The sequence below is a fragment of the Streptomyces sp. NPDC018693 genome, from assembly GCF_044391385.1.
Lineage (GTDB): Bacteria > Actinomycetota > Actinomycetes > Streptomycetales > Streptomycetaceae > Streptomyces.
Genome location: NZ_JBIRZZ010000001.1, coordinates 219,651 through 241,083, shown reverse-complemented (window position 1 = coordinate 241,083; position 21,433 = coordinate 219,651). Strand labels below are relative to the sequence as shown.

The window sequence follows — 21,433 nt, the reverse complement described above, 5'->3', positions numbered from 1 at the left end:
CGTGGGGGGGGGGGGGGGGGGGGGGGGGGGGGGGGGGGGGGGGGGGGGGGGGGGCCCCGGGGGGGGGGGGGGGGGGGGGGGGGGGGGGGGGGGGGGCGGGGGGCCCGGGCCCCCCCCCGCGCCAGGTGCACGAGCCGTAGGTACGGGGGGAACCCCGGCTCTGTGCGAGGGCCGATGACCAGTCGGCTCACTTGTTACTGCGTAAGGGGGTCGGAAAACGTCACACCTGCGCCGAAAAAATCTCAACGACTTACGAACCCGCAGGTCAGACCCGATTCTGAGGCACCTCCCGGGCCCGAATCCCCGCCCCGGCCAGTGTCCCGAGGCCGGTCAGGGGCCGGGGTGGTCGGGCTTGCCGCCTCCGGCGCCGGGGCGCCCGGTGCTGCCGCCGTGGGCGCCGTTGCCGCCGTGACCGCCCTGGTGGCCGCCCTGCGCGCCGGTGGCGGCCTGGTCGCCGCGGCCGTCCTGGCCGCCGGTGCCATCCGTACCGCGCGGACCGCCGCCCGTGCCGCCCGTGCCGCCGGTGCCTCCCGAGTGGCCGGTCCCGCCGGTACGGCCTGTCCCGCCGGTGTGGGAGTCCTGCTCGCCCCGGTCTTCGCCGCCGTCGCCCTTGGCCTTGCCGTCGAGGACGTGCGCGCAGTACGCCGGGACGCGCGTGGAGCCGCCCGCCGTGCGCTCCAGGGTGCGCCGCCGTTCCAGGTCCAGGCTCCGGCCGTCGCGCAGGTCGCCGCAGGCGGAGGTGATGTCCTTGGGGACGGCGCTCTTGCCGTGGCCGCCGTTCCCGCCCGGCGCGGGATCCCCGCCCGCGGAGTCCTCCTCCCCGTCTCTCGCCCCGTCCGGCGCCGACGCGCCGGCTTCGGGGGACGGGGAGCGGTGCGGGCCGTCGGGCCCGGGCGTCACGACGGCCGGGACGGACGCCGCGGGCTCCGGCCCGGTCCCCTCGAACGGCCTGGGCAGCACCCCGGTACCGGCCGCCACCGCGACCCCGCCGACCATGCCGGCGACCAGCGCGGCAGCCAGCCCGAACCGCACGGGCCGACCCCAGCGGGGACGCCGTACGTCGAGCCGCCGGCCCCCGCCGATACGGAACAGACCGGCATCCGAGCCCTGCGACCGGGCCACCGCCGGCTCAGCGGCACGGTCCGCGTGTGCCGCGCGGAACGCGGCGAGGGCTGCGGCCTCGCCGGGCAGTTCGGTCTGCTTCTCCCGGGTGGCCGGCACGGGCGGGTTGGCCACGGCGGCGAGGGCGTCGAGGGTGCGGGCGAGACGTTCGGCCTGGTCACGGGCTGTCGGATCGACGCCGTTGTCGGGTGACTCCCCGCGCAGCAGACGCTCCGCGGTCTCCGGGTCCAGCCAGCGGGCGGGGGTCCCGGGGTCGTCCCCGGGGAAGACACAGCGCTCGTCGCCCATCACATGTCCCTCTGCGTCCGCGACCGCGCGTGCGTCACACCCGCGGACGTCACCGCGCCGGTGCGCGGCCCTCGCTGCGGCGGCAGCGCGTCGAGCACGCCGGCCGTCTCCGGATCCTCGCCGATCAGCTCGGCGAGCTTCTTCAGACCGCGGTGCGCGGCGGTGCGTACGGCGCCGGGCCGCTTGCCGAGCGTCTCGGCGGCGGTCTTGGCGTCCAGCCCCACGACGACCCGCAGCACGACGGCCTCCGCCTGGTCCTGCGGCAGCCGTGAGATGAGGGCGAGCGTGCGGTTGGTGGCCAGCGCCTCGATGGCCTCACCGGCCGTGTCGGACTCGGCGGCCCGGCCGCTCAGCTCGGTCTCGTCACCGCCGATCGCGGGGCGGCGGCCGCGCATGCGGATGTGGTCCAGGGCGCGGTTGCGGGCGATCCGGGCGGCCCAGCCGCGGAAGCGGTCCGCGTCCCCGCTGAACCGCTCCAGGTCGCGGGCGATCTGCAGCCACGCCTCGGAGGTGACGTCCTCGGCGTCGATCTCGCCGACCAGCGTCCGGACGTACCCGAGCAGCCGCGGATGCACCGCGCGGTACACGGCGCGAAACGCGTCCTCGTCCCCGTTCTGCGCCGCCAGCACCGCGGCTGTCAGCTCGGCGTCGTCCCCCAGCACCCTGTTCCTCGATCGATGGTCGCGGTCCGCGCCCGCGTGTCCTTGCGGTGGTCGGGCCGCCCGCAGTCACCCCCCGCAGTCCGGCGCGAAAAGGCACGTTACGGCGTGAAACCGCGACTCGTCCATGTCGGTCCGCCCTGCAACCATCTCGTGATTCGATCGGTGCCGCGCGGGGTGTGACACAAAACGCACCGCCGACGCTGTAGGAAGTACGGACCGCTGCGCGGTCCGTGCCGCGCGACGGCCGGGGCCTCTCCTGTGGGGGGTGGCGGCCCCGGTCGTCTCCGCGGTGCATCGCTTCGACCTGGGACGAGCACCGGCCGTCGGCCGCACACACTCGGAAACCGATCGGTTTATATTTCGTCGAAGCAGAGTTAACCTCGCGGTATGACTACCCGGACGAAGCCAAGCCCCAGGGAGCGGCTGCTGGAGGCAGCGGCCGCACTCACCTACCGAGACGGCGTCGGCATCGGCGTCGAGGCGCTGTGCAAGGCGGCCGGGGTGTCGAAGCGCTCCATGTACCAGCTGTTCGAGAGCAAGGACGAACTGCTGGCGGCGAGCCTGGAGCAGCGCGCCGCCGCCTACGCGGCCGGGCTCCTGCCCCCGGCGGACGACGGCCGTTCCCCCCGCGAGCGGATCCTGCACGTCTTCGAGCAGGTGCAGGCGCAGGCGGGTGCGCCCGAGTTCCGCGGCTGCCCGTACCTGGCCGCGCAGATCGAGCTCAAGGATCAGGACCACCCCGCGAGCCGGGTCGCCCACCAGGTGAAGAAGAACCTGACGGCCTTCTTCCGCGCCGAGGCCGAACAGGGCGGCGCCGGCGATCCCGACCTCCTCGCCCGCCAGCTCAGCCTGGTCTTCGACGGCGCCAGCGCCCGCGCCGGCATCCAGGCCGACAGACTGACCGGGCTCGTCGGACCCACGGTGACCACCCTGCTCGACGCGGCGGACATGCGCTGACGCCCGTCGCTTCATGTCAGCCGGGGGGCGCCCGGCTTGCGGACCTACGGATTTCTTCCCGGGACGTCTGCCGCGTTGCCCGCGCGCTGCGTGGCGGCGGTGCTCGGGTGCGCCGCCGGCGGTGTGGCGGGCTGAGTCGGAACGGTGGGCGTGACGGCCGGGGGTGCGGTCGGGGCGACGGCCGCGGCGGGTGCCGAGGGTCTCGACGTGCCCGTTCCGGGCGTCTGCCGGGCGCAGAACGCGTCGACCTTCTCCTCGCCGCCCGCGACGGCCACGAGCCGCTCCCAGGCGGCGGCGTCCATCGCCTTGCCGCGGCCCTCGACCAGCTCGTACGCGGCGCACTGGGCCTCGGTGTCCTGAGCGGTGCCGGGGCGGTCGGTGGCGGCGGGGCCCGGGGCGGAGGAGGAGGCCGGGGCGGAGGACGGCTCGGCGGGGGCGGAGGACACGCCGGCCGACGTACCGGGGCGGGCGGGGCCGCTGCCGCCGCCGACGTCGTCGGACGAGCCGGCCGTGCCGATCGCGGCGACGGCGACACCTCCGAGGGTGAGGCCGGCGACCGCCACCGAGAGGGTGGCCTTCACGGAGAAGCGTCCCGCGCGCCGCTGTTCACGGGTCCGCCAGTCGTCCCGGCGCCGGGTGCGGGCGCGGTGCGTCCCCGCGTCCCGGGCGGCGCGGAAGGCGGCCACCGCCCGCCGCTCGCCCTCGCTGCCGTCGAGCGCACCGCTGCCGGTGTCACGCAGGACGACGGCCAGCAGTTCCTCGATCCCGGCCCCGAGACCGGTGTCGTCCATGCCGTACGCGGGGCCTTCGGACGCGGTGGCGCCAGGGTGCGCACGCCGCCGGTGGCCGTGGGCGGCCCCGCCGTCGTCCTGCCGTTCACCCATGTCCGTTTCCGCCTCTGTCCGTTCCGTACGCCGTGCTGCCCGCGCTCACACGCAGCGCGCCGCGGGCCACCCGTGAGCGATCACGCGCCGTCCTTGATCCATACGGGCGACCGCTCTCGCCGTTCATTTCGACTCACCCAGCGTCCGGGGGCCGTCATCCGTCACACCCTCGCCTCCGCCCTCGACCCCGAGCTGGCGGGCGAGCCGCTTCAGTCCGCGGTGCGCGGCGGTCCGTACGGCGCCCGGGCGCTTGCCGAGCACCCGGGCCGCCGCCGGCCCGTCCAGCCCGACCACGACCCGCAGCAGCACCGCCTCGGCCTGGTCGCGCGGCAGCCCGCGCACCAGTTCCAGGGCCCGCTCCGTGGAGAGCGTCTCCAGCGCCTGGTCGTGTGTGCTCTGCGACCCGGGCAGCTCCAGCACGTCCTGTTCGAGCGCCGTGCCCCGGGGCCGTACCCGCAGCCGCCGCAGGTGGTCCAGCGCGCGATGCCGGGCGATGGTGGCGGTCCACCCGCGGAACCCGGCCCCGTCGCCCTTGAACCGCCCGAGATCGCGGGCTATCTCCAGCCAGGCATCGGACGCGACGTCCTCGGCGTCGTCGCCGACGATGCCGCGCAGATAGCCGAGCAGTCCCGGCTGCACGATCCGGTACGCCACCGCGAACGCGGCCTCGTCGCCGCCCTGGGCCCGCGCCACCGCGGCGCCCAGTTCCCCGTCGTACGCGTGAGCGCGCCGGGGTTCCCCTCCCTGGCCCAAGACTGTCCTCGTTCGTGCGGAGTTCGTGGCGGGTGCGTGGTCCCCGCGCCGCGCAGGCGGTCCGGCCGCGGTCACGCTCCCACGGTCATCAGCGTCGCCGCTCACATAAACGTCACAGAGCACCGGCGGGACCGGCGCGATCCACCCCCGTGGGACCGTGCCGGTGCCGCCGGTGTTTCCCCCGGTCAGGCCGCTGCCCTCCGGACCCTGCCGTGGAGGGTCAGGAAGAAGGTGTGCAGGGACTCTTCCGGCCCGCCCACCTCATAACGGTTGGCGACCTTCCCGAGGGGGTTCCAGATCCGCCCGTCCGGCATGCGTACGCCGACGGACTGACCGAAGTAGGCACGCTGCTCGGCGTCGAAGTCGACCCAGACGGCTCCGGCCCGCCGGACGAGCACCTCGCCGACGTAGGCCCCGAGCGCGACCAGGGTGTCGTGGGCGTGCTCGCGGTCGCCCCCGCCCTTGCGCAGCCCGTCGACGAGGAAGTCGACGATGCGCAGACTGGCGACGGAGTAGTCCAGCGGCAGCCGGCCGCGCACGCCGGCGCGCGCCACGAAGCCGGCCGCCCGGGCTCTCATCGCGCCCGCGTCCTGCAGAGCCATAGGGTCCGTCCCCCTCCTTGCCGTCGAAGGGAACGCCGAGCCAGTGTTCCCCCCGCCTGCCCCAGCGCTCACGGGCCCGAAAACATCACAGGCAACAGCTGTGTCACTGGTCACACGTCGTCACGCACGGCCTTCGGGGCCGCGCTGACGGTGGACGACGGGAACTGGCCGACGCGGCCGAGCGGTTCGCCCCGGTGCGCCCCGGAGGCCCTATCCGCGCCCTCCGCCGCGGCTCGCGTCCCTGCACAGCAGCCGCAGTGAGCCGTGGCCCGCGAAGCAGCGCCGGGCCTCGTCGAGCGGGTCCCAGAAACGGCCGTCGGGGGTGCGTATCCAGTGGTCGCCGCCCGTCACCCACCACTCGGCACCGGTCTGACGGACGATCACCTCACCGGCGTACGCGCCCAGTCCGCGCAGGACGCCTTCCATGGCGGCGTACGGCGTGCCCTCCCGGCGGATGTCGTCGATCATCCGGTCGACGCGCCACAGGCTCTGCGCCGAGTAGTCGAGGTACAGCCGTGCGCCCTCGCGCATCGTCGCCACCGCGTCCGCCGCCCACCGCACGGGCTTCACGGCGGCCTGCGGCCGGTCCTGCTGCCGGGTCGTCTCGCTCATCGCACTCGTCACACACGGAAGAGCGACGTCAGCCTGTCATTCGTCACCTGCCGCAGGCTCCTGACGCGGAACCGGCGCAGGACCGCCCCACCTCCCCCGCACCACGGACACGCCATGCCCCCCCGGTGTGACGGTCCGCCGCCGCCGTGCGCTGCCCAAGTGATGAGCGCGTACTTCCACTTCCGTGCCGTACCGCCGTCGGCGCTGCGCAACAGCGCGACCTGGCTGCGGAAGCTGTTCGACGACGACTGGGACACCGTGCGGCACCGGATCGACCGGCACCGCGAGGAAATACTCGACGACCACTACGACGACCACCAACTGTTCTACACCCACGGCACCGACGCCGACCCCCGCGCCCAGGTGGTGCTCGGCGGTCAGCGGGTGTACACGGCCGACGCCGGGCAGCCGCCCTTCCTGCTGCTGACGGCGGCTCAGACGGTCCGGGTGGCGGCCTTCCTGGCCGATGCCGACTTCGACGCCCTGTGGCGCCCGGCCCGCGCGGATCTCCTCCCCCACTACGGCGGCCCCGCCCAGGAGCCCCGTACCAGAGCCGTGTTCGCCTCCGCCCACCGTGACCTGACGGCCTTCTACACGACGACCGCCGGGTACGGGGACGCCGTGGTGAAGTGGCTGGTCAGGTAGAAGAGCCCCGTCACCCCACGGCCCGCGCCCGCCGTGACACCACCGCGCGCAGCACCCGCCGCCCCTCCGTCGACACGTCCAGCGCCCGGCGCAGCCCGCCCGGCCCGTGCTCGGCGAGGACCTCCAGGACGGTCAGCTGGCGGCGCAGTTCGGCGGCGGCCAGCGGCGGCATCCCGTCCGTACGGCCCGCGCGGCGCGCGTCGACCGGGTCGGGGTCGTCGGAGGGATCGAGCAGCCGGTGGATCTGGAGCGCGGCGACCGAGCAGGCGTCGGCCCAAGTCCGCAGCTCACCGCCGGACCGCTCGGCCGGTACGGCCTGAAGCATCCGCCGGGCGAGCTGCGCGGCCTCGTCACCGGGCTCCTCGGGCCCCTCGCCGAGCTTCCCGCGTATCTGCTCCACCAGCTCGCCCCAGGCTGCCGGGTCGGCGCCCACCGCGAGGTTGCCCCACAGCGGCCGCAGGGCCTCGTCGTCGCCGCCGAGCAGCGGCACACACCGATCCAAACAAGCCAACCCGCTGGCGGCCAGTCCGCGCTCGTCGGCCTGAGCGATCAGTTCCACCAGGCTCATCACGCCTCCCTCGCCGGGGCGCCATCCCTTACGGAGCCCGCACTTCCCCTTACTGCGTGCGACAGCGCCGGAGTGTCACAGGAGCACCACGCGCCGCTGTCTCACCAATGAAACCGTAGCTTTTCAGCCACCGTCAGCCAACGGCCGGGGTCGGCAGGACTCCTCCGGCCACCGGCCCGCGCATCGCCTTCGCGTGCTGCATACGCGTCAGCCGCAGCACGAGGACGATCGCGAGCACGGCGGCGACCACGTCGGCCAGGTCCGCGAGCATGACCTGCGCGACGGCCCTGCGCAGTTCCTCGGCCTCCTCGGCCCGCTGGTACGCCCTCGACACGAACCGGTCGGCGGTGAGCGAGATGATCCACATCGTCCACCAGCCGTTGAGCAGCCCGTGCCCGGACGGCCGCTCCGGGTCTCCGCTGGCGTCCCAGATGTCCAGCGCGACGCGGCGCGGGTACCACAGGCTCACGATCGGTACGATCCACCCGGCGATCGCCCAGCCGCGCTTCTTGGCGTGCCCGAACGGGTTGAACACCTCGGCGTTGACCCGCACCCGGTAGAACCAGCACACGAACACCACGGCGCTCGCCACCAGGGCGACCGTCTGCAGCACGCCCGCCGTGACGAACAGCGTGTCGGTGAGCTCGGCCCGCCGGTACAGGCCCGGCCCGGCCTCACCTTGCACGATGTCGTCCCAGACGCCGTAGGCGAAGAGGTCCACGCCGATCGCGAACAGATCGGTGAGGACGACGGCTCCGAGCAGCGCGACCGCCGCCCACCCCAGCCCGACCGGCGAGCGCAGCTGGGCGAAGGGCGCGACCGCGGGCACGGGAAGCGGCGCCGGCGGATGCGCGTCCGCCGCCTCACACTGCCGGCACAGCTCGTTCCCCGGCGCCACGTCGAACCGCCGGCAGCGCGTACACAACACGGTGGATAGTCCCCTCCCCAGGTCCGCCCCCCGGACCACATGAAGCGGAACCTACGGTTCAGCAGCCGCGCCGGTCCACGCCCGTTACCGACTCGTCACCCCAGCCGCCCGGCCAGCGCCCGGAAGTCGGACCACGACAGCTCGGGCTTCCCCGGATCCCACAGCTTCTGCACGGTCGCCCGCAGCGGCATCCGGATCCCCGCCGCCACCTGCTCCTGGGTCTGCGACTTCGGCAGGTCGCACCAGACCGCGAAGATCCCGCCGAGGATCTGCTCGTCGTACGACGACGACACCGCCACCGTCCCGCGCAGCACCCTCGGGTTCCACTGCTCGTAGATCCGCTGCCCCGTCGGATAGACGAAGGTCTGCGGCTGCCCGAGCACGTAGTACAGGAACTCGTCGTTGTAGTTGACGACCTTCCGACCGGCGCTGAGGTACTCCACCGGTTTGCGCGCCCCGATCTCCTTGCCGGTCCAGTACGCGACCCGCAGGTCGTCGGCCGGCTGCACGACCGTGTTCCGGAAGAAGCCGTCGTTCCACGCCGACATGGTCCGTCCGTGCGCGCGGACGGTCTCGGCCCGGTCGTTGAGCCAGCCGGTGGCCAGGTCGGCGACCCCGGCGCCGGAGCCGTACCTCGCCCGCGCGGCGGCCGCGAGCTGCGGATAGGAGCGCTCCGGGTCGGACACCATCAGGGCCCGGTACTCGTCCCCGCCGAGGTGCCACTGCCCGCCCGGGAAGAGTTCGGCGTACTCGTTCAGCAGGTCGTCCACCATCTCGCCGGCCGCGTCCTTGGAGATGTCGATGGCGCCGCGCACCGGGACCCCCTGCGCGTTACGCAGCTGAAGCTCGGGATGGGCGGCCAGGACGGCCCCCAGATGCCCCGGCGAGTCGATCTCGGGCACGACGGTGATGTGCCGCGCGGCGGCCAGCTCGACCATGCGTCTCACCTGCGCCTTCGTCAGGTGTTGCCGCGCCACGATCTCCGGGTGGGTGTCGGACTCGATCCGGAACGCCTGGTCGTCGGAGAAGTGCAGCTGGAGCTGGTTGAACTTCAGGTCACCGAGCTCCCGCACCCGGTCCTCGATCCACCCGGCGGTGAAGTGCTTGCGCGCGATGTCGAGCATGAGCCCCCGCACCGGCTTGGCCGGCTCGTCCCGTACGACCCCCTCCGGCGCCGTACCGCCACCGCGCACCTCCTGCTTCAGCGTCCGCGTCCCGTAGAAGACCCCGGCGTCCGACGGCCCGCTGATGGTCACCCGCCCCCCGCGCACGGTCATGGTGTACGACTCCCGGCCGCCCCGTCCGTCACCGTCCAGCGCCAGGCGTACGTCCCCGGCCCGCGCGTCCGCCCGCTCCCCCGCGTAGGTCAGCCCCAGCTCACCGGCGATCAGCCGCCCCTCGTCGACCAGCTCGGCGTCGTCGACGACGACCCGCTGCCCGGCGGCCGGCCGCCACCCGGGCCCGCGCTCGGGGGTGTGCGACCGTACGGCGGGTATGGTCCGCGGCGCCTTCGAGAGGGGGTAGGTGCGCGTGGGCGACGGACCGGGCGCCCGGGACGGCGTCCCCGAGGGACTGACCGACGGCTGCCGGGCCGCCGACGACGCCGTGCCCGTACCGCCGCCCGTGTCCGGCGACGACGCCCACACCCCGAGCCCCGCTCCGAGCCCGACCGTCGCCACGAACACCCCGACGACCAGCGCCCGCCGCCTCGTCCTGCCGTCGCCCTGCGCCCGGCGCCTGTGCCTGCTCACCCCGCCAACCTACGACCGACCGCCTCCGAAGGTGTCCACCGAGCGTTCCGAAACTCTCCCGTTCGGGTGAATTCCCGGCAACCGCAGGACGCCTCATGACCGTTCTGGATAGCGTGGTGTCCCACCTTTCACAGCATCCCCTGCCACACCAGTACGTGACGCGAGGATCCACGCTGCCCGCCCACCGTTTCCCCCACCCCTCCGGCCGAATCTCCATACCGGCCCTGCCGCTCCTCGCGGACTTCAACGCCGCTCCTGCCCCCGAGGCCCACCGGCTCCTCCTCACCTGTCTCCGCAGCCTGCGCTGGGCCCACCGCGTCGCCGCCCACCGCCCCTACCCGACCCCGGACGCCCTCCTGGCCGCGTCCGACGAGGCCGCCTACGACCTGACGTCGACGGACCTGGCGGAGGCCCTGGCCGCCGAGACCCTGCCGACGCTGCCGACAGGAACGTACGAAGCGGCCCATACGGCCCTGAGCGCCGCACACGCCGCATATGAGTCCAAATTCGGCCACGCCTTCGTGATCTGCCTCGACGGCGTCCCCCCGGAGGAGACCTTGGACCGGATTCTGGGAGGAATCCGGTCACGATTGACAAACGATCCGGAAGACGAGCGGGTAGTTGCGTCGGAAGAACTCCGGCGCCTTGCAAAAGAACGGCTGGCCCAACTCCTGAGGGGCGCGGGGCTCTGACGATGTGCGGCTACCGCCGCGTGGGCGCGACCAGCCACAACGGCGCCGCACAAGACTGCTGACTACTCCGTGCGTGCATTCTTGAATGCCAGTTTGATCACACCGTTGACCCCCCGCTAAGCCCAGCGGCAGCGCGTCGCTACGATGCTGGGGGCCGGTGGACCGTACCCGGCCGGGCCCGACCGACAGCACAAGCCGGCGCGGCCCTAGTCCCCGCTCCCGGAGGGTTCTTCCGTGCCGGCTGGAACGCTGTACCGCGGCCGGGAAGGAATGTGGTCCTGGGTGGCTCACCGAGTCACCGGCGTCCTCATCTTCTTCTTCCTGTTCGTCCACGTGCTCGACACCGCTCTCGTGCGTGTCTCCCCCGAGGACTACGACAAGGTCGTAGCCACGTACAAGACGCCGATCGTCGCCTTGCTGGAGTACGGCCTCGTCGCCGCCGTCCTCTTCCACGCGCTCAACGGCCTGCGCGTCATCGCCGTCGACTTCTGGTCGAAGGGCGCTCGCTACCAGAAGCACATGCTGTGGACGGTCGTCGGTGTCTGGGTCGTGCTGATGATCGGCGCGATCTACCCGGTGCTCGGCCACGCCGCTCGTGAACTGTTCGGGGAGTGACGTCGATGGCCACCACTGAAACCACCGCGTCGGGCATCGGCCCGGTCGAGGACGCGACCGGCGGCTACAGCGTCGACAACCCGGCGCCCCTGATCGAGGCCCCGCGCAAGCGCACCAAGAAGACCGGGCGCTCGACGCGCGGCAACTTCGAGATGGCCGCCTGGCTGTTCATGCGCCTGTCCGGCGTCGTCCTGGTCGTCCTCGTCATCGGCCACCTGCTGATCCAGCTGGTGCTGGACGGCGGCGTCTCCAAGATCGGCTTCGCGTTCGTCGCGGGCCGCTGGGCGTCCCCGTTCTGGCAGGTCTGGGACCTCCTCATGCTCTGGCTCGCGATGCTGCACGGCGCCAACGGCCTGCGCACGGTCATCAACGACTACGCGGAGCGCGCGAACACCCGCCTGTGGCTGAAGGGCCTGCTCTACACCGCCACGGTGTTCACCATCCTGCTGGGCACGCTGGTGATCTTCACCTTCGACCCGAACATCCGCTAGGCACGGGGCTGCGAGAAACATGAAGATCCACAAGTACGACACCGTCATCGTCGGCGCCGGTGGCGCGGGCATGCGCGCGGCCATCGAGTCGACGAAGCGCAGCCGCACCGCCGTGCTGACCAAGCTCTACCCCACCCGCTCCCACACGGGCGCCGCGCAGGGCGGTATGGCCGCCGCGCTGGCCAACGTGGAGGAGGACAACTGGGAGTGGCACACCTTCGACACGGTCAAGGGCGGTGACTACCTGGTCGACCAGGACGCCGCCGAGATCCTGGCGAAGGAGGCCATCGACTCGGTCCTCGACCTCGAGAAGATGGGCCTGCCGTTCAACCGCACCCCGAACGGCACGATCGACCAGCGCCGCTTCGGCGGTCACAGCCGCAACCACGGCGAGGCCCCGGTCCGCCGGTCCTGCTACGCGGCGGACCGCACCGGCCACATGATCCTCCAGACGCTGTACCAGAACTGCGTCAAGGAGGGCGTGGAGTTCTTCAACGAGTTCTACGTCCTGGACCAGCTGATCACCGAAGAGGACGGCGTCAAGAAGTCCGCCGGTGTGGTCGCCTACGAGCTGGCCACCGGCGAGATCCACGTCTTCCAGGCCAAGGCGGTCATCTACGCCTCCGGTGGCTGCGGCAAGTTCTTCAAGGTGACGTCCAACGCGCACACGCTGACCGGTGACGGCCAGGCCGCGGTGTACCGCCGGGGTCTGCCGCTGGAGGACATGGAGTTCTTCCAGTTCCACCCGACCGGCATCTGGCGCATGGGCATCCTGCTGACGGAGGGTGCCCGCGGTGAGGGCGGCATCCTGCGCAACAAGGACGGCGAGCGCTTCATGGAGAAGTACGCGCCGGTCATGAAGGACCTCGCGTCCCGTGACGTCGTGTCCCGCTCCATCTACACGGAGATCCGTGAGGGCCGCGGCTGCGGTCCCGAGGGCGACCACGTCTACCTGGACCTGACCCACCTGCCGCCGGAGCAGCTGGACGCCAAGCTCCCGGACATCACCGAGTTCGCCCGTACGTACCTCGGCATCGAGCCGTACACGGACCCGATCCCGATCCAGCCCACCGCGCACTACGCGATGGGCGGCATCCCGACGAACGTCGAGGGTGAGGTCCTGGCGGACAACACGACGGTCGTGCCGGGCCTGTACGCGGCCGGAGAGGTCGCCTGTGTGTCGGTGCACGGCGCCAACCGCCTCGGCACCAACTCGCTGCTGGACATCAACGTGTTCGGCAAGCGGGCCGGTATCGCGGCGGCCGAGTACTCGCAGACGGCGGACTTCGTCGAGCTGCCGGAGAACCCGGCGCAGTTCGTGATCGACCAGGTCGAGCAGCTGCGTTCGTCCACGGGCACCGAGCGGGTGGCGACCCTCCGCAAGGAGCTGCAGGAGACCATGGACGCCAACGTCATGGTGTTCCGCACCGAGCAGACGATCAAGACGGCGGTCGAGAAGATCGCCGAGCTGCGTGAGCGCTACAAGAACGTGGCGATCCAGGACAAGGGCAAGCGGTTCAACACCGACCTGCTGGAGGCCATCGAGCTGGGCAACCTGCTGGACCTGGCCGAGGTCATGGCCGTCTCCGCGCTGGCCCGCAAGGAGTCCCGCGGCGGTCACTACCGCGAGGACTACCCGAACCGCGACGACGTCAACTTCATGCGCCACACCATGGCGTACCGCGAGGTGGGCGACGACGGTACCGAGTCCGTCCGTCTCGACTACAAGCCGGTCGTCCAGACCCGCTACCAGCCGATGGAGCGTAAGTACTGATGGCAACCCCCGTTCTGGACAAGGCGGAGGCGGACGCCCAGGCCGCGTCCCCCTACATCACCGTCACCTTCCGCGTCCGCCGGTTCAACCCGGAGGTCTCGGCCGAGGCGACCTGGGAAGACTTCCAGCTGGAGATCGACCCGAAGGAGCGCGTCCTCGACGGCCTCCACAAGATCAAGTGGGACCTCGACGGCACGCTGACCTTCCGCCGTTCCTGCGCGCACGGCATCTGCGGCTCCGACGCGATGCGGATCAACGGCAAGAACCGCCTCGCGTGCAAGACGCTGATCAAGGACATCAACCCGGAGAAGCCGATCACGGTCGAGCCCATCAAGGGCCTGACGGTCCTGAAGGACCTGGTCGTGGACATGGAGCCGTTCTTCCAGGCGTACCGGGACGTGATGCCCTTCCTGATCACGAAGGACACCAACGAGCCGACGCGTGAGCGTCTGCAGTCGGCCGAGGACCGCGAGCGCTTCGACGACACCACGAAGTGCATCCTGTGTGCCGCCTGCACGTCCTCGTGCCCGGTCTTCTGGAACGACGGGCAGTACTTCGGCCCGGCGGCCATCGTCAACGCGCACCGGTTCATCTTCGACTCGCGTGACGAGGCCGGCGAGCAGCGCCTGGAGATCCTGAACGACCGTGACGGCGTGTGGCGTTGCCGTACGACGTTCAACTGCACGGACGCCTGCCCGCGCGGTATCGAGGTCACGAAGGCGATCGCCGAGGTGAAGAAGGCGCTGATCACGCGCCGCTTCTGAGCGCTCGTACCGCGTTCGTCCGCGTTCCGCCACGGCGGTCCGGGCCCCGTCTCCGGTTTCGTACCGGGGGCGGGGCCTTTTCGCGCCAACGCCAACTGCGTTGGCCTGTGGGACAGTTGAGGTAGTTGAGCTTTCAAGTCAGGCTGGGCGCATGGCATTCCTGAGAAAAGCGGCCGCCGCCCTGTCGGCCACTGCTGCCGCACTCCTCGCGATTCCCCCCGCTGCCTCCGCGACCCCCGCCCCGCACCCGACGGTGCACGTCCGGGAGACCTTCGACCGTCTCCCCCTCGGCCCGGTCACGGCGGGCCGCGGCTGGACGTCCGACACTTCGCACGGCTCCCTGACGGTGGTCCCCTCCAGTACCGGTCACGGCCGTGAACTCGCCGTCCGCACCCAGGGCAACGGCCGTGCCTTCCTCGTCCTGAGCGACCTCGCCCCACCCGGCAACAGCCTGTGGGGCCGCGTCCGGCTGCGCGTGGACGCCTTCCCCACGGCCCCCGACTGGGCGCACTGGACCCTCGCCGAGGCGTCCGGCTCCCCGACCCTGGTCCGCCCGCTCGGCGGCCAGTACGCGCCCACCGACGGGGGCAACTTCTGGGGCGTCGGCTCGGATCTCGGCCCCACCGGCGACTGGACGAACTGGCGGACCTCGGCGCCGGCGACGGCGGGCCGGTGGAGCTGTGTCGAGTTCCATCTGGACGCGCGGGACAACCGCGTCACGGTGTACTTCGACGGCGTGGTCCAGCCCGACCTCACGGTCTGGACCGACCAGCACGGCGGCACGTCCGATCCGTTCGTCTTCCCGACCTTCGACCGTCTGAAGCTCGGCTGGCAGCTCTACCAGGCGGACCCGACTCCGTCGTCGTACGAGATGCGGATGGACGACATCGCCGTGGGCCCGCGCCGGGTGGGTGGCTGCGGATGACGCAACGGCGAGGGCCCGCGCCGAAAGTGGAGCGGGCCCTCGCCGTACCGGTCGTGCCGGGTCAGCCGCGCAGGACGCGACCCTGCTTGTCCGTGCGGTCGTTGCTGGTCAGGAAGAGGATGCCGTCGATCAGCGCCCAGATACCGAGACCACCGCAGGTGAGCAGCTGGGCGACGCCGACGCCGACGGAGCCGACGTAGAAGCGGCCGATGCCGAGCGAGCCGAGGAAGAGCTGGAGGATACCCGCGACGATCTTCGACTTGTCGGAGTACGGGCGGCCCTGCGGGTCGTAGCCGTAGGGGGCGTCAGGGGTGGGGACGGTCATGAGAGCTTGCTCCTGGGATGACATTCGAAATCCCGGAGTGGATCCACTCCGGGGGCCGGGGAGCGCGCGCGGCAGCATGTGACCATGACTCGGTCGCCCCCCGTTCAGGCGTGAGCCTAGAGAGACGGACGGGGCGAACGGGAGGGATGTGGGCTGATCGTTCCTGTTCTGTGATCAGATTTTCGCCAAGTTACCGTCAAGAATGGCCCCAATGGAGCTTGAGCGATCAACCTTCGGTGCCTAGACGGCGTTGCGCACCACGGTCCACGTCACAGCGAGGGCCAGGATCAGGACCTGGGTCCGGGGCCGGAGGTTCGGCCGCCAGCGCCGACCGCGCAGGCCCTCCCACATCCACCGGCCGAGCAGGGCGAGGGCGAAGGGCGAGGCGAGCAGCAGGGCGCGGTTGTCGAGCCAGGCGGCGGCGAGGTCGCCGTGCATCAGGTCGTACGCCATGCGCGTGCCCCCGCAGGCCGGGCAGAGCAGGCCGGTGACCAGGCGGAAGGGGCACTGGGGCAGGACGTGGCCCGGTTCGTGCGGGTTGGTGGCGTAGACGTAGGCGCTGCCCGCCACGCCGGCGGCGAGCACCGCGAGGGGTGCCGCCGCCGGATGCCGCACCAGGGACAGCGGTGAGGGACGAGGCGCGTCGGCCACGTCAGCCACGCAGCACCCGGCCGTTGGAGTCGGTGGTGTTGCTGCTGGTCAGCAGGATGATGCCGTCGATCAGCGCCCATATGCCGAAGCCACCGCAGGTGAACAGCTGGCCGAGGCCGAGGCCGACGTGGCCGATGTAGAACCGGCCGACGCCGAAGGTGCCGAGGAAGAGCTGGAGGATCCCCGCGACGATCTTCGACTTGTCGGAGTACGGGCGCCCGTAGGGGTCGTAGCCGTAGGGGGCGTTGGGGTCACCGGTGTAGGTACCGGGCGGGACGGCGCCCGCAGCGGCGTAGCCGCCCTGCGGGTAGCCGGCCTGCTGCTGGTAGCCGGGCTGCTGGTAGCCCTGCTGCGGGTAGCCGTAGGGGCTGCCGGCCTGGCCGCCCACGTACGGCCCCTGACCGGCGTTCGGATAGCCGTACCCCGGCTGAGGGGGCTGTTGCGGCTGCTGCGGCTGTTCGGTCACGGTGACTACTCCCCGAGGCCAGATGATCGGATGTGACAGTTAAGTGAGTTCAGGTCATCTTGCAGGAGAAAGCCGTCCGGTGAGAAGCCGGGTCCGGGCGGGGCGGCAACGCCTCCCATTCCACCGCTTTCGCTCCTTTCATCACTATCCTGACGTTATGTCAGATGACCAGTCCTACGAGCTGCTCGGGTTCGACAACGTCCTGCTGCCCGTCGGGGAACTCGGCGAGGCCGTGGGCTTCTACGAGCGCGCGGGGTTCACGACGGCGTTCCGTCTCGACGAGGCCGGGATCGCCCTGCTGAAGGTCGGCGCCGAGACGCCCGGCATTCTGCTGCGCCAGGAGGACGGGCTCGGACACCGCCCGCCGTCCTGGCCCTCCGCACGCGTGTGGATCGAGGTGCCGGACGCGCGCGTGGCCGCGCACCGGCTCGCCGCCGCCGGGATCACCCCGCTCGACGAGCCGCTCCCCGCGGCCACCGGCTGGACCGTCGAGTTCGCCGACCCCTGGGGGAACATCCTCGGCCTCACCGACTACACCAAGCGGCCCGAGCTGGGACGCAGGTAGGGAGGGCCCGCGCCACTGACTAGGCTCTCGTCCGTGTCCGCGAAGAACGACGGCCCCGACAAGGCGCCCCCCGGCCCCGCACCCAGCAAGTCCGAACAGACCCGTGCGCTGATCCTGGAGACCGCGATGCGGCTCTTCCAGGAGCGCGGCTACGACAAGACGACGATGCGGGCCATCGCCCAGGAGGCCGGGGTCTCCGTCGGCAACGCGTACTACTACTTCGAGGGCAAGGAACACCTGATCCAGGGGTTCTACGACCGTCTCGCCGCCGAGCACCGGCAGGCGGTACGGGCCGTCCTGGACCGGGAGACCGACCTGGAGGCACGCCTGGCCGGGGTGCTGCGGACCTGGCTGGACGTGGCGACGCCCTACCACGAGTTCGCCGTGCAGTTCTTCAAGAACGCCGCCGACCCCGACAGCCCGCTCAGCCCCTTCTCCCCCGAGTCCGAGCACGCGCGCGTGGAGGCGATCTCCGTCCACCGCGAGGTCCTGGCGGGCTCCAGGGCCAAGGTCCCGGACGAACTCCGCGACGCCCTTCCCGAGCTGATGTGGCTCTCCCAGATGGGCCTCGTCCTGTACTGGATCTTCGACCGCACGGAGGGCCGCGAGCGCAGCTACCGCCTCGCCGAGCGGGGGGCGAGACTGACCGCGCGGGGCGTGTCCCTGGCCCGCTTCCGCGTCCTGCGGCCCCTGGTCCACGACGTGCACGAGCTGTTCACGGACTTCCTGCCGGGCATGACGAAGGTGCTGCCGGATCCGGGGGCCAGGGGCGGCCGGGGGGACTGATCCACTTTCGGGTGAAGCGGCCGTGACGGGACACCGGGGGGTGCGGGCTGCCTACGATGACGGCCTCGACACCAGCCCCAGGAGGCACGGGATGCCCGCGCCGCCTACGCCGAGGCCAAGGTCCCGGTGTACGTCGTCGTCGACCGCAGGCACCAGCGCCTGCACGTGCTCACCGAGCCGGCCGGGAGCGCGGACAACAGCCACCGCGTCCACGCTCCCGGCGAAACCGTCACGCTGCCGGGCACGATCGGCGCCGAGGTCACCCTCGACGTTGCCGAAACCATCAAGGCCGGGCAGGCGAAAACGGCTGATTGACCGCGTCCACCACGATCGACGGCGCGGCGGTGCGCCATGTCGATGTGAGCCGGCTGGTGCGGCACAACCCCGCCGACACCCACCACGGCGAGGTCACCTTCAGGCCCCCGGCGAGGGCCTGAAGGTGACGGTGCTGTTACCGACGCGCCCCGCCGAGGGCGGTTCCGAGGGTGACCAGGGACAGGCCCTAGATCCAGGTGAGCTTCCAGAGGCGGAAGATGCCGTTGCCGTCCGCGAGGTACTGGCCGCCGCCGACGTCCTCGCTGGTGATGACGTACTCCTTGCGCTGCCACAGCGGGATGACCGGCACGTCCTCCGCGACGGCCTCCTGGAGCTTGCGGAAGTCGTCGTCGACCCGGGCGCGTTCGGCGTACTGCTGGCTGGTCTGGATCAGCCTGTCGACCCGCTTGCTGCTGTAGCCGGTGTTCATGGTGGAGTCGGTGCCGACGAGCGGCGCGCCGAAGGTGTCCGGGTCGGGATAGTCGGGGAACCAGCCGACGGCGTACGCGTCGAGCTTGCCGGTCGCCCACCGCTTCTGGAAGTCGGTCCACTCGTAGCCCTGGACCGTCACCGTGAACAGCCCGCCGGCCTCCAGCTGCCGCTTCAGCTCCTTGGCCTCCGCCTCGGCGGCACCCCGGCCCGCGCCGTAGCCGTAGGTGAAGCGGACGGGGATGTCGACGCCGGCCTCGGTGAGCAGTTCCCGCGCCTTCTGCGGGTTCTGGTCCGGGTAGTTGTCGAAGAACGACGTGGTGTGACCGGTGATGCCGGTCGGGATCAGCGAGTACAGCGGGTCGACGGTGTTGTCGTAGACGCTGCTCGCGAGCCGCTCGCGGTCGACCAGCCAGGCCAGCGCCTGCCGGACCCGCACGTCGTGCAGCGGCGACTCGGAGCGGGTGTTGAGGTACAGGTTGCGGGTCTCGGCGCTGTCGGCCTCGGTGACCCGCTGGCTGGGGTCGCTGGTGTTGAGCGAGGCGAGCGTCTTGGGCGGCAGCTGCCGGGTGGCCACTTCCACCTCACGCTCCTGCCACGCCTTGTCCAGGTCCGCCGAGTCCTCATAGAAGCGCAGCTCGACGGAGCGGCCGGTCTGTACGGCGCCCTTGTAGCGGGAGTTCGGCTTGAGGACCGCCGACTTGCCCTTGCTGTAGCTGCTCAGCACGTACGGGCCGGTGCCGTCGACGTCGTCGCCGGCCCGCAGCTCGGTCGCCGGGTAGCGGCTGCTGTCGACGATCGCGCCGGCGCCGGTGGCCACCTTGAACGGGAAGGTGGCGTCCGCGGACGACAGCTGGAAGGTGACCTTGTCGCCCTTCGCCTCCACCGATTTCAGCGTGGAGAAGAGCGAGGCCGGACCGACCTCCGAGTCGATCTTCATGAGCCGGTCGAAGGAGTACTTCACGTCCTCCGCGGTCATCTCCCGTCCGCTCGGGAACTTCAGACCGCTGCGCAGCTCGCACTGGTACGTCGTCAGGCTGCCGCCGCTGAACGCGCACTCCTTGGCGGCGTCGGGCACGGGGGACACGCCGCCCGTGTCGTACGTCAGCAGCGACTGGAACACATTGCTGAACAACGCCCAGGAGCCGGCGTCATAGGCGCCTGCCGGATCCAGAGAGGTGATGTTGTCGGTCGTGCCGACCGTGATGGTCCTGCCGTCATCTTGCTTCTGCGGCAACAACTGCCAGCCGCCCACTCCGACGACCGCCAGGACCAGCAGCGTCACGAGTATCCGCATGCGAAACGATCGCATGGTGGTGTGCCTACCCTTCCCGGGCCCGCGATGGAGCCCGGCAACTACAAATCAGCCACTCCCCTTTAGTGGCGGGCACACCTAATCACACCTGTTTCGTGCGGCGGAAGAGGAATCGGGCGAGATGAGCAACACCGTACCGACGCACTGTTTCAGGGAGTTTCACAGGATGGCCGCAGCGGCGTCATATATCCCGACATCAGGGGACGTTCGCGATGCTCACGCCCGCGGTGACGCCAGCTGGATCACCGTGATGTCCGAGGGTGCGCCCACCCGGGTCGGCGGCCCCCACGCGCCCGCGCCACGGCTGACGTACAGCTGGGTGTCGCCGTAGCGGTCCAGGCCCGCCACGGTCGGGTTCGCGGCGGCCGCGAGAAGGTTCCCGGGCCAGAGCTGGCCGCCGTGGGTGTGGCCGGACAGCTGGAGGTCGACGCCGTGGCGCACCGCCTCGTGGACCTGGACGGGCTGGTGGGCGAGGAGCACGCACGCGCGTGCGCGGTCGCGGTCGCCGAGCGCCTTGGCGAAGTCGGGGCCCTGGCCCTCGCCCTCCCCCGCCAGGTCGTTCACTCCGGCCAGGTCGAACCAGGGCATCTCCGTACGGGCGTTCTCCAGGGGGCGCAGCCCGAGCCGCCGCACCTCCTCCACCCACTGCTCGGCACCCGAGAAGTACTCGTGGTTGCCGGTGACGAAGAAGCTGCCGTGCCGTGCCTTCAGCCGGGCGAGGGGCGCGGCCGCCGGGCCCAGGTCCTTCACGCTGCCGTCGACCAGGTCACCGACCACCGCGATGAGATCGGGCTGCGTGGCGTTGATCGTCTCCACGACCTTCTCGGCGAAGCCCCGCCCCAGCACCGGACCCAGGTGAATGTCACTGACCACCGCGATCCGGTAACCGTGCGCGGCCCGCGGCAACTTGGCCAACGGCACGGTGACGCGCTTCACCCGGGGGCCGCGCAGCACGCCGTACGTGCCGTAGCCGACGGTACCGACGGCCGCGGCGGCGGCCGTACCGGCGATGACACGGGAGACGAAGAGACGGCGGGAGGGGGCAGGGGTGGGGGTGGAGGTGGGCGCCAGGGGTGCCGCCTGCGGGGGAGCCACCCCGTCAGCCCCGGGCCGCGTGACCGACCCGCCCGCGGACACGGCGGCCTCTTGACGGATCGGCTCGGCGTCACCCAAGCCCTCGGCCCGCGCACGCCCCGCCGCCCGCTTCTCCAGCCACCGCCGCAGCAACGGTCGTACGACCTCCCCCGCCACCACCGCCAGCAGCAGGTAGACCGACAGCGCCAGCCACAGGAAGCCCGGCCAGGCGAGCGTGCGCTGAAGCCAGAACGGCGCCCCCGTCCGCTCGGCCACCAGCGCCCCGACCGCCGCCGCCCACCCGCCCGCGACGAGCACCGCCCCGCCGCGCCGCACCCAGCCCGGTCCGGCCGTCGTATCGCGGAACAGGCGGCGCCACAGGTACCAGTTGGCCGCGACGACGACGGCCACTACGACCAGGGCGATCAGCACGAGCAGGAAGGCCATCAAGTTCTCTCCCCAGGAGACGGACAG

Annotated in this window: 25 protein-coding genes and 1 pseudogene; 12 read left to right on the top strand and 14 right to left on the bottom strand. The window is 71.7% G+C overall.

Going from position 1 to position 21,433, the window contains the following annotated elements; translation table 11 throughout:
- Window positions 1-330: 330 nt before the first annotated feature.
- Window positions 331-1,410: a hypothetical protein gene (locus ACH5AC_RS01210; protein ID WP_398859437.1), complete on the bottom strand. Its 1,080-nt coding sequence runs from the start codon at window positions 1,408-1,410 to the stop codon at window positions 331-333.
- Window positions 1,410-2,072 (bottom strand): RNA polymerase sigma factor, encoded by a 663-nt coding sequence (locus ACH5AC_RS01205; protein WP_398859435.1) that lies wholly within the window; start codon window positions 2,070-2,072, stop codon window positions 1,410-1,412. Before ACH5AC_RS01205 ends, ACH5AC_RS01210 begins: the two co-directional genes overlap by 1 nt.
- Before the next feature lie 387 nt (window positions 2,073-2,459).
- Between ACH5AC_RS01205 and ACH5AC_RS01200 the strand changes: the two genes are divergently transcribed.
- On the top strand, window positions 2,460-3,029 hold the full coding sequence (locus tag ACH5AC_RS01200; protein WP_398859434.1) for a TetR/AcrR family transcriptional regulator: 570 nt from the start codon (window positions 2,460-2,462) through the stop codon (window positions 3,027-3,029).
- 44 nt (window positions 3,030-3,073) lie between these two features.
- Here ACH5AC_RS01200 and ACH5AC_RS01195 read toward each other — a convergent pair whose 3' ends face one another.
- The 4 genes from ACH5AC_RS01195 to ACH5AC_RS01180 form a co-directional block, all read right to left on the bottom strand.
- Window positions 3,074-3,913: a hypothetical protein gene (locus ACH5AC_RS01195; RefSeq protein WP_398859433.1), complete on the bottom strand. Its 840-nt coding sequence runs from the start codon at window positions 3,911-3,913 to the stop codon at window positions 3,074-3,076.
- Window positions 3,914-4,036: 123 nt separating this feature from the next.
- Window positions 4,037-4,666, bottom strand: coding sequence for an RNA polymerase sigma factor (locus ACH5AC_RS01190; RefSeq protein ID WP_398859432.1), 630 nt, complete (start codon window positions 4,664-4,666; stop codon window positions 4,037-4,039).
- A gap of 185 nt (window positions 4,667-4,851) precedes the next feature.
- A complete protein-coding gene (locus ACH5AC_RS01185) occupies window positions 4,852-5,268 on the bottom strand; it encodes a hypothetical protein (RefSeq protein WP_398859431.1) in 417 nt (138 codons plus the stop codon).
- Between the two features lie 210 nt (window positions 5,269-5,478).
- Window positions 5,479-5,880 (bottom strand): hypothetical protein, encoded by a 402-nt coding sequence (locus ACH5AC_RS01180; protein WP_398859429.1) that lies wholly within the window; start codon window positions 5,878-5,880, stop codon window positions 5,479-5,481.
- A 162-nt stretch (window positions 5,881-6,042) separates the two neighbouring features.
- On the opposite strand from ACH5AC_RS01180, the gene ACH5AC_RS01175 reads away from it, so the two are divergent.
- Window positions 6,043-6,525, top strand: a complete 483-nt coding sequence (locus ACH5AC_RS01175) for a DUF1877 family protein (protein WP_398859428.1) — start codon at window positions 6,043-6,045, stop codon at window positions 6,523-6,525.
- A 10-nt stretch (window positions 6,526-6,535) separates the two neighbouring features.
- On the opposite strand, the gene ACH5AC_RS01170 is transcribed toward ACH5AC_RS01175, so the two are convergent.
- The 3 genes from ACH5AC_RS01170 to ACH5AC_RS01160 all read right to left on the bottom strand — a co-directional run bounded on the left by ACH5AC_RS01170 (window position 6,536) and on the right by ACH5AC_RS01160 (window position 9,772).
- Window positions 6,536-7,093: a hypothetical protein gene (locus ACH5AC_RS01170; protein ID WP_398859427.1), complete on the bottom strand. Its 558-nt coding sequence runs from the start codon at window positions 7,091-7,093 to the stop codon at window positions 6,536-6,538.
- A gap of 133 nt (window positions 7,094-7,226) precedes the next feature.
- Window positions 7,227-8,021, bottom strand: coding sequence for a DUF4328 domain-containing protein (locus tag ACH5AC_RS01165; RefSeq protein WP_398859426.1), 795 nt, complete (start codon window positions 8,019-8,021; stop codon window positions 7,227-7,229).
- A 95-nt stretch (window positions 8,022-8,116) separates the two neighbouring features.
- Window positions 8,117-9,772 carry a glycoside hydrolase family 20 protein gene (locus ACH5AC_RS01160; RefSeq protein WP_398859424.1) on the bottom strand — a complete coding sequence of 552 codons (1,656 nt, stop codon included), beginning with the start codon at window positions 9,770-9,772 and terminating at the stop codon, window positions 8,117-8,119.
- A gap of 155 nt (window positions 9,773-9,927) precedes the next feature.
- Between ACH5AC_RS01160 and ACH5AC_RS01155 the strand changes: the two genes are divergently transcribed.
- The 6 genes from ACH5AC_RS01155 to ACH5AC_RS01130 all read left to right on the top strand — a co-directional run bounded on the left by ACH5AC_RS01155 (window position 9,928) and on the right by ACH5AC_RS01130 (window position 15,033).
- A complete protein-coding gene (locus tag ACH5AC_RS01155; protein WP_398859423.1) occupies window positions 9,928-10,464 on the top strand; it encodes a 2-oxo-4-hydroxy-4-carboxy-5-ureidoimidazoline decarboxylase in 537 nt (178 codons plus the stop codon).
- Between the two features lie 234 nt (window positions 10,465-10,698).
- Complete coding sequence (gene sdhC / locus ACH5AC_RS01150; RefSeq protein ID WP_398859422.1) at window positions 10,699-11,079, top strand: succinate dehydrogenase, cytochrome b556 subunit; 381 nt, start codon at window positions 10,699-10,701, stop codon at window positions 11,077-11,079.
- A gap of 5 nt (window positions 11,080-11,084) precedes the next feature.
- On the top strand, window positions 11,085-11,570 hold the full coding sequence (locus ACH5AC_RS01145) for a succinate dehydrogenase hydrophobic membrane anchor subunit (RefSeq protein ID WP_398859421.1): 486 nt from the start codon (window positions 11,085-11,087) through the stop codon (window positions 11,568-11,570).
- A 19-nt stretch (window positions 11,571-11,589) separates the two neighbouring features.
- Window positions 11,590-13,344 carry a succinate dehydrogenase flavoprotein subunit gene (gene sdhA, locus ACH5AC_RS01140; RefSeq protein ID WP_398859420.1) on the top strand — a complete coding sequence of 585 codons (1,755 nt, stop codon included), beginning with the start codon at window positions 11,590-11,592 and terminating at the stop codon, window positions 13,342-13,344.
- Window positions 13,344-14,108 carry a succinate dehydrogenase iron-sulfur subunit gene (locus tag ACH5AC_RS01135; protein ID WP_398859419.1) on the top strand — a complete coding sequence of 255 codons (765 nt, stop codon included), beginning with the start codon at window positions 13,344-13,346 and terminating at the stop codon, window positions 14,106-14,108. Before sdhA ends, ACH5AC_RS01135 begins: the two co-directional genes overlap by 1 nt.
- A gap of 151 nt (window positions 14,109-14,259) precedes the next feature.
- Window positions 14,260-15,033 (top strand): hypothetical protein, encoded by a 774-nt coding sequence (locus ACH5AC_RS01130; RefSeq protein WP_398859418.1) that lies wholly within the window; start codon window positions 14,260-14,262, stop codon window positions 15,031-15,033.
- A 61-nt stretch (window positions 15,034-15,094) separates the two neighbouring features.
- On the opposite strand, the gene ACH5AC_RS01125 is transcribed toward ACH5AC_RS01130, so the two are convergent.
- The 3 genes from ACH5AC_RS01125 to ACH5AC_RS01115 form a co-directional block, all read right to left on the bottom strand.
- Entirely contained in the window at window positions 15,095-15,358 is a 264-nt protein-coding gene (locus ACH5AC_RS01125; RefSeq protein ID WP_398859417.1) for a TM2 domain-containing protein, read from the bottom strand.
- Between the two features lie 240 nt (window positions 15,359-15,598).
- Window positions 15,599-16,018: a DUF2752 domain-containing protein gene (locus ACH5AC_RS01120; protein ID WP_398859416.1), complete on the bottom strand. Its 420-nt coding sequence runs from the start codon at window positions 16,016-16,018 to the stop codon at window positions 15,599-15,601.
- Window positions 16,011-16,475, bottom strand: a complete 465-nt coding sequence (locus ACH5AC_RS01115) for a TM2 domain-containing protein (protein WP_398859415.1) — start codon at window positions 16,473-16,475, stop codon at window positions 16,011-16,013. Before ACH5AC_RS01115 ends, ACH5AC_RS01120 begins: the two co-directional genes overlap by 8 nt.
- A 157-nt stretch (window positions 16,476-16,632) precedes the next feature.
- On the opposite strand from ACH5AC_RS01115, the gene ACH5AC_RS01110 reads away from it, so the two are divergent.
- The 4 genes and pseudogenes from ACH5AC_RS01110 to ACH5AC_RS01095 all read left to right on the top strand — a co-directional run bounded on the left by ACH5AC_RS01110 (window position 16,633) and on the right by ACH5AC_RS01095 (window position 18,263).
- Complete coding sequence (locus ACH5AC_RS01110) at window positions 16,633-17,040, top strand: VOC family protein (RefSeq protein WP_398859414.1); 408 nt, start codon at window positions 16,633-16,635, stop codon at window positions 17,038-17,040.
- A gap of 33 nt (window positions 17,041-17,073) precedes the next feature.
- Window positions 17,074-17,826, top strand: coding sequence for a TetR family transcriptional regulator (locus tag ACH5AC_RS01105; RefSeq protein WP_398859413.1), 753 nt, complete (start codon window positions 17,074-17,076; stop codon window positions 17,824-17,826).
- An 87-nt stretch (window positions 17,827-17,913) separates the two neighbouring features.
- Window positions 17,914-18,141, top strand: a pseudogene (locus ACH5AC_RS01100) (Uma2 family endonuclease); the annotation flags it as partial.
- A complete protein-coding gene (locus tag ACH5AC_RS01095) occupies window positions 18,138-18,263 on the top strand; it encodes a hypothetical protein (protein ID WP_398859412.1) in 126 nt (41 codons plus the stop codon). The pseudogene ACH5AC_RS01100 and the gene ACH5AC_RS01095, both read left to right, overlap by 4 nt.
- 65 nt (window positions 18,264-18,328) lie before the next feature.
- Here the strand turns inward: ACH5AC_RS01095 and ACH5AC_RS01090 are convergent, their stop codons facing one another.
- Window positions 18,329-19,867 carry an ABC transporter substrate-binding protein gene (locus ACH5AC_RS01090; protein WP_398859411.1) on the bottom strand — a complete coding sequence of 513 codons (1,539 nt, stop codon included), beginning with the start codon at window positions 19,865-19,867 and terminating at the stop codon, window positions 18,329-18,331.
- A gap of 234 nt (window positions 19,868-20,101) precedes the next feature.
- Window positions 20,102-21,406, bottom strand: coding sequence for a metallophosphoesterase (locus tag ACH5AC_RS01085; RefSeq protein WP_398859410.1), 1,305 nt, complete (start codon window positions 21,404-21,406; stop codon window positions 20,102-20,104).
- Window positions 21,407-21,433: the final 27 nt, after the last annotated feature.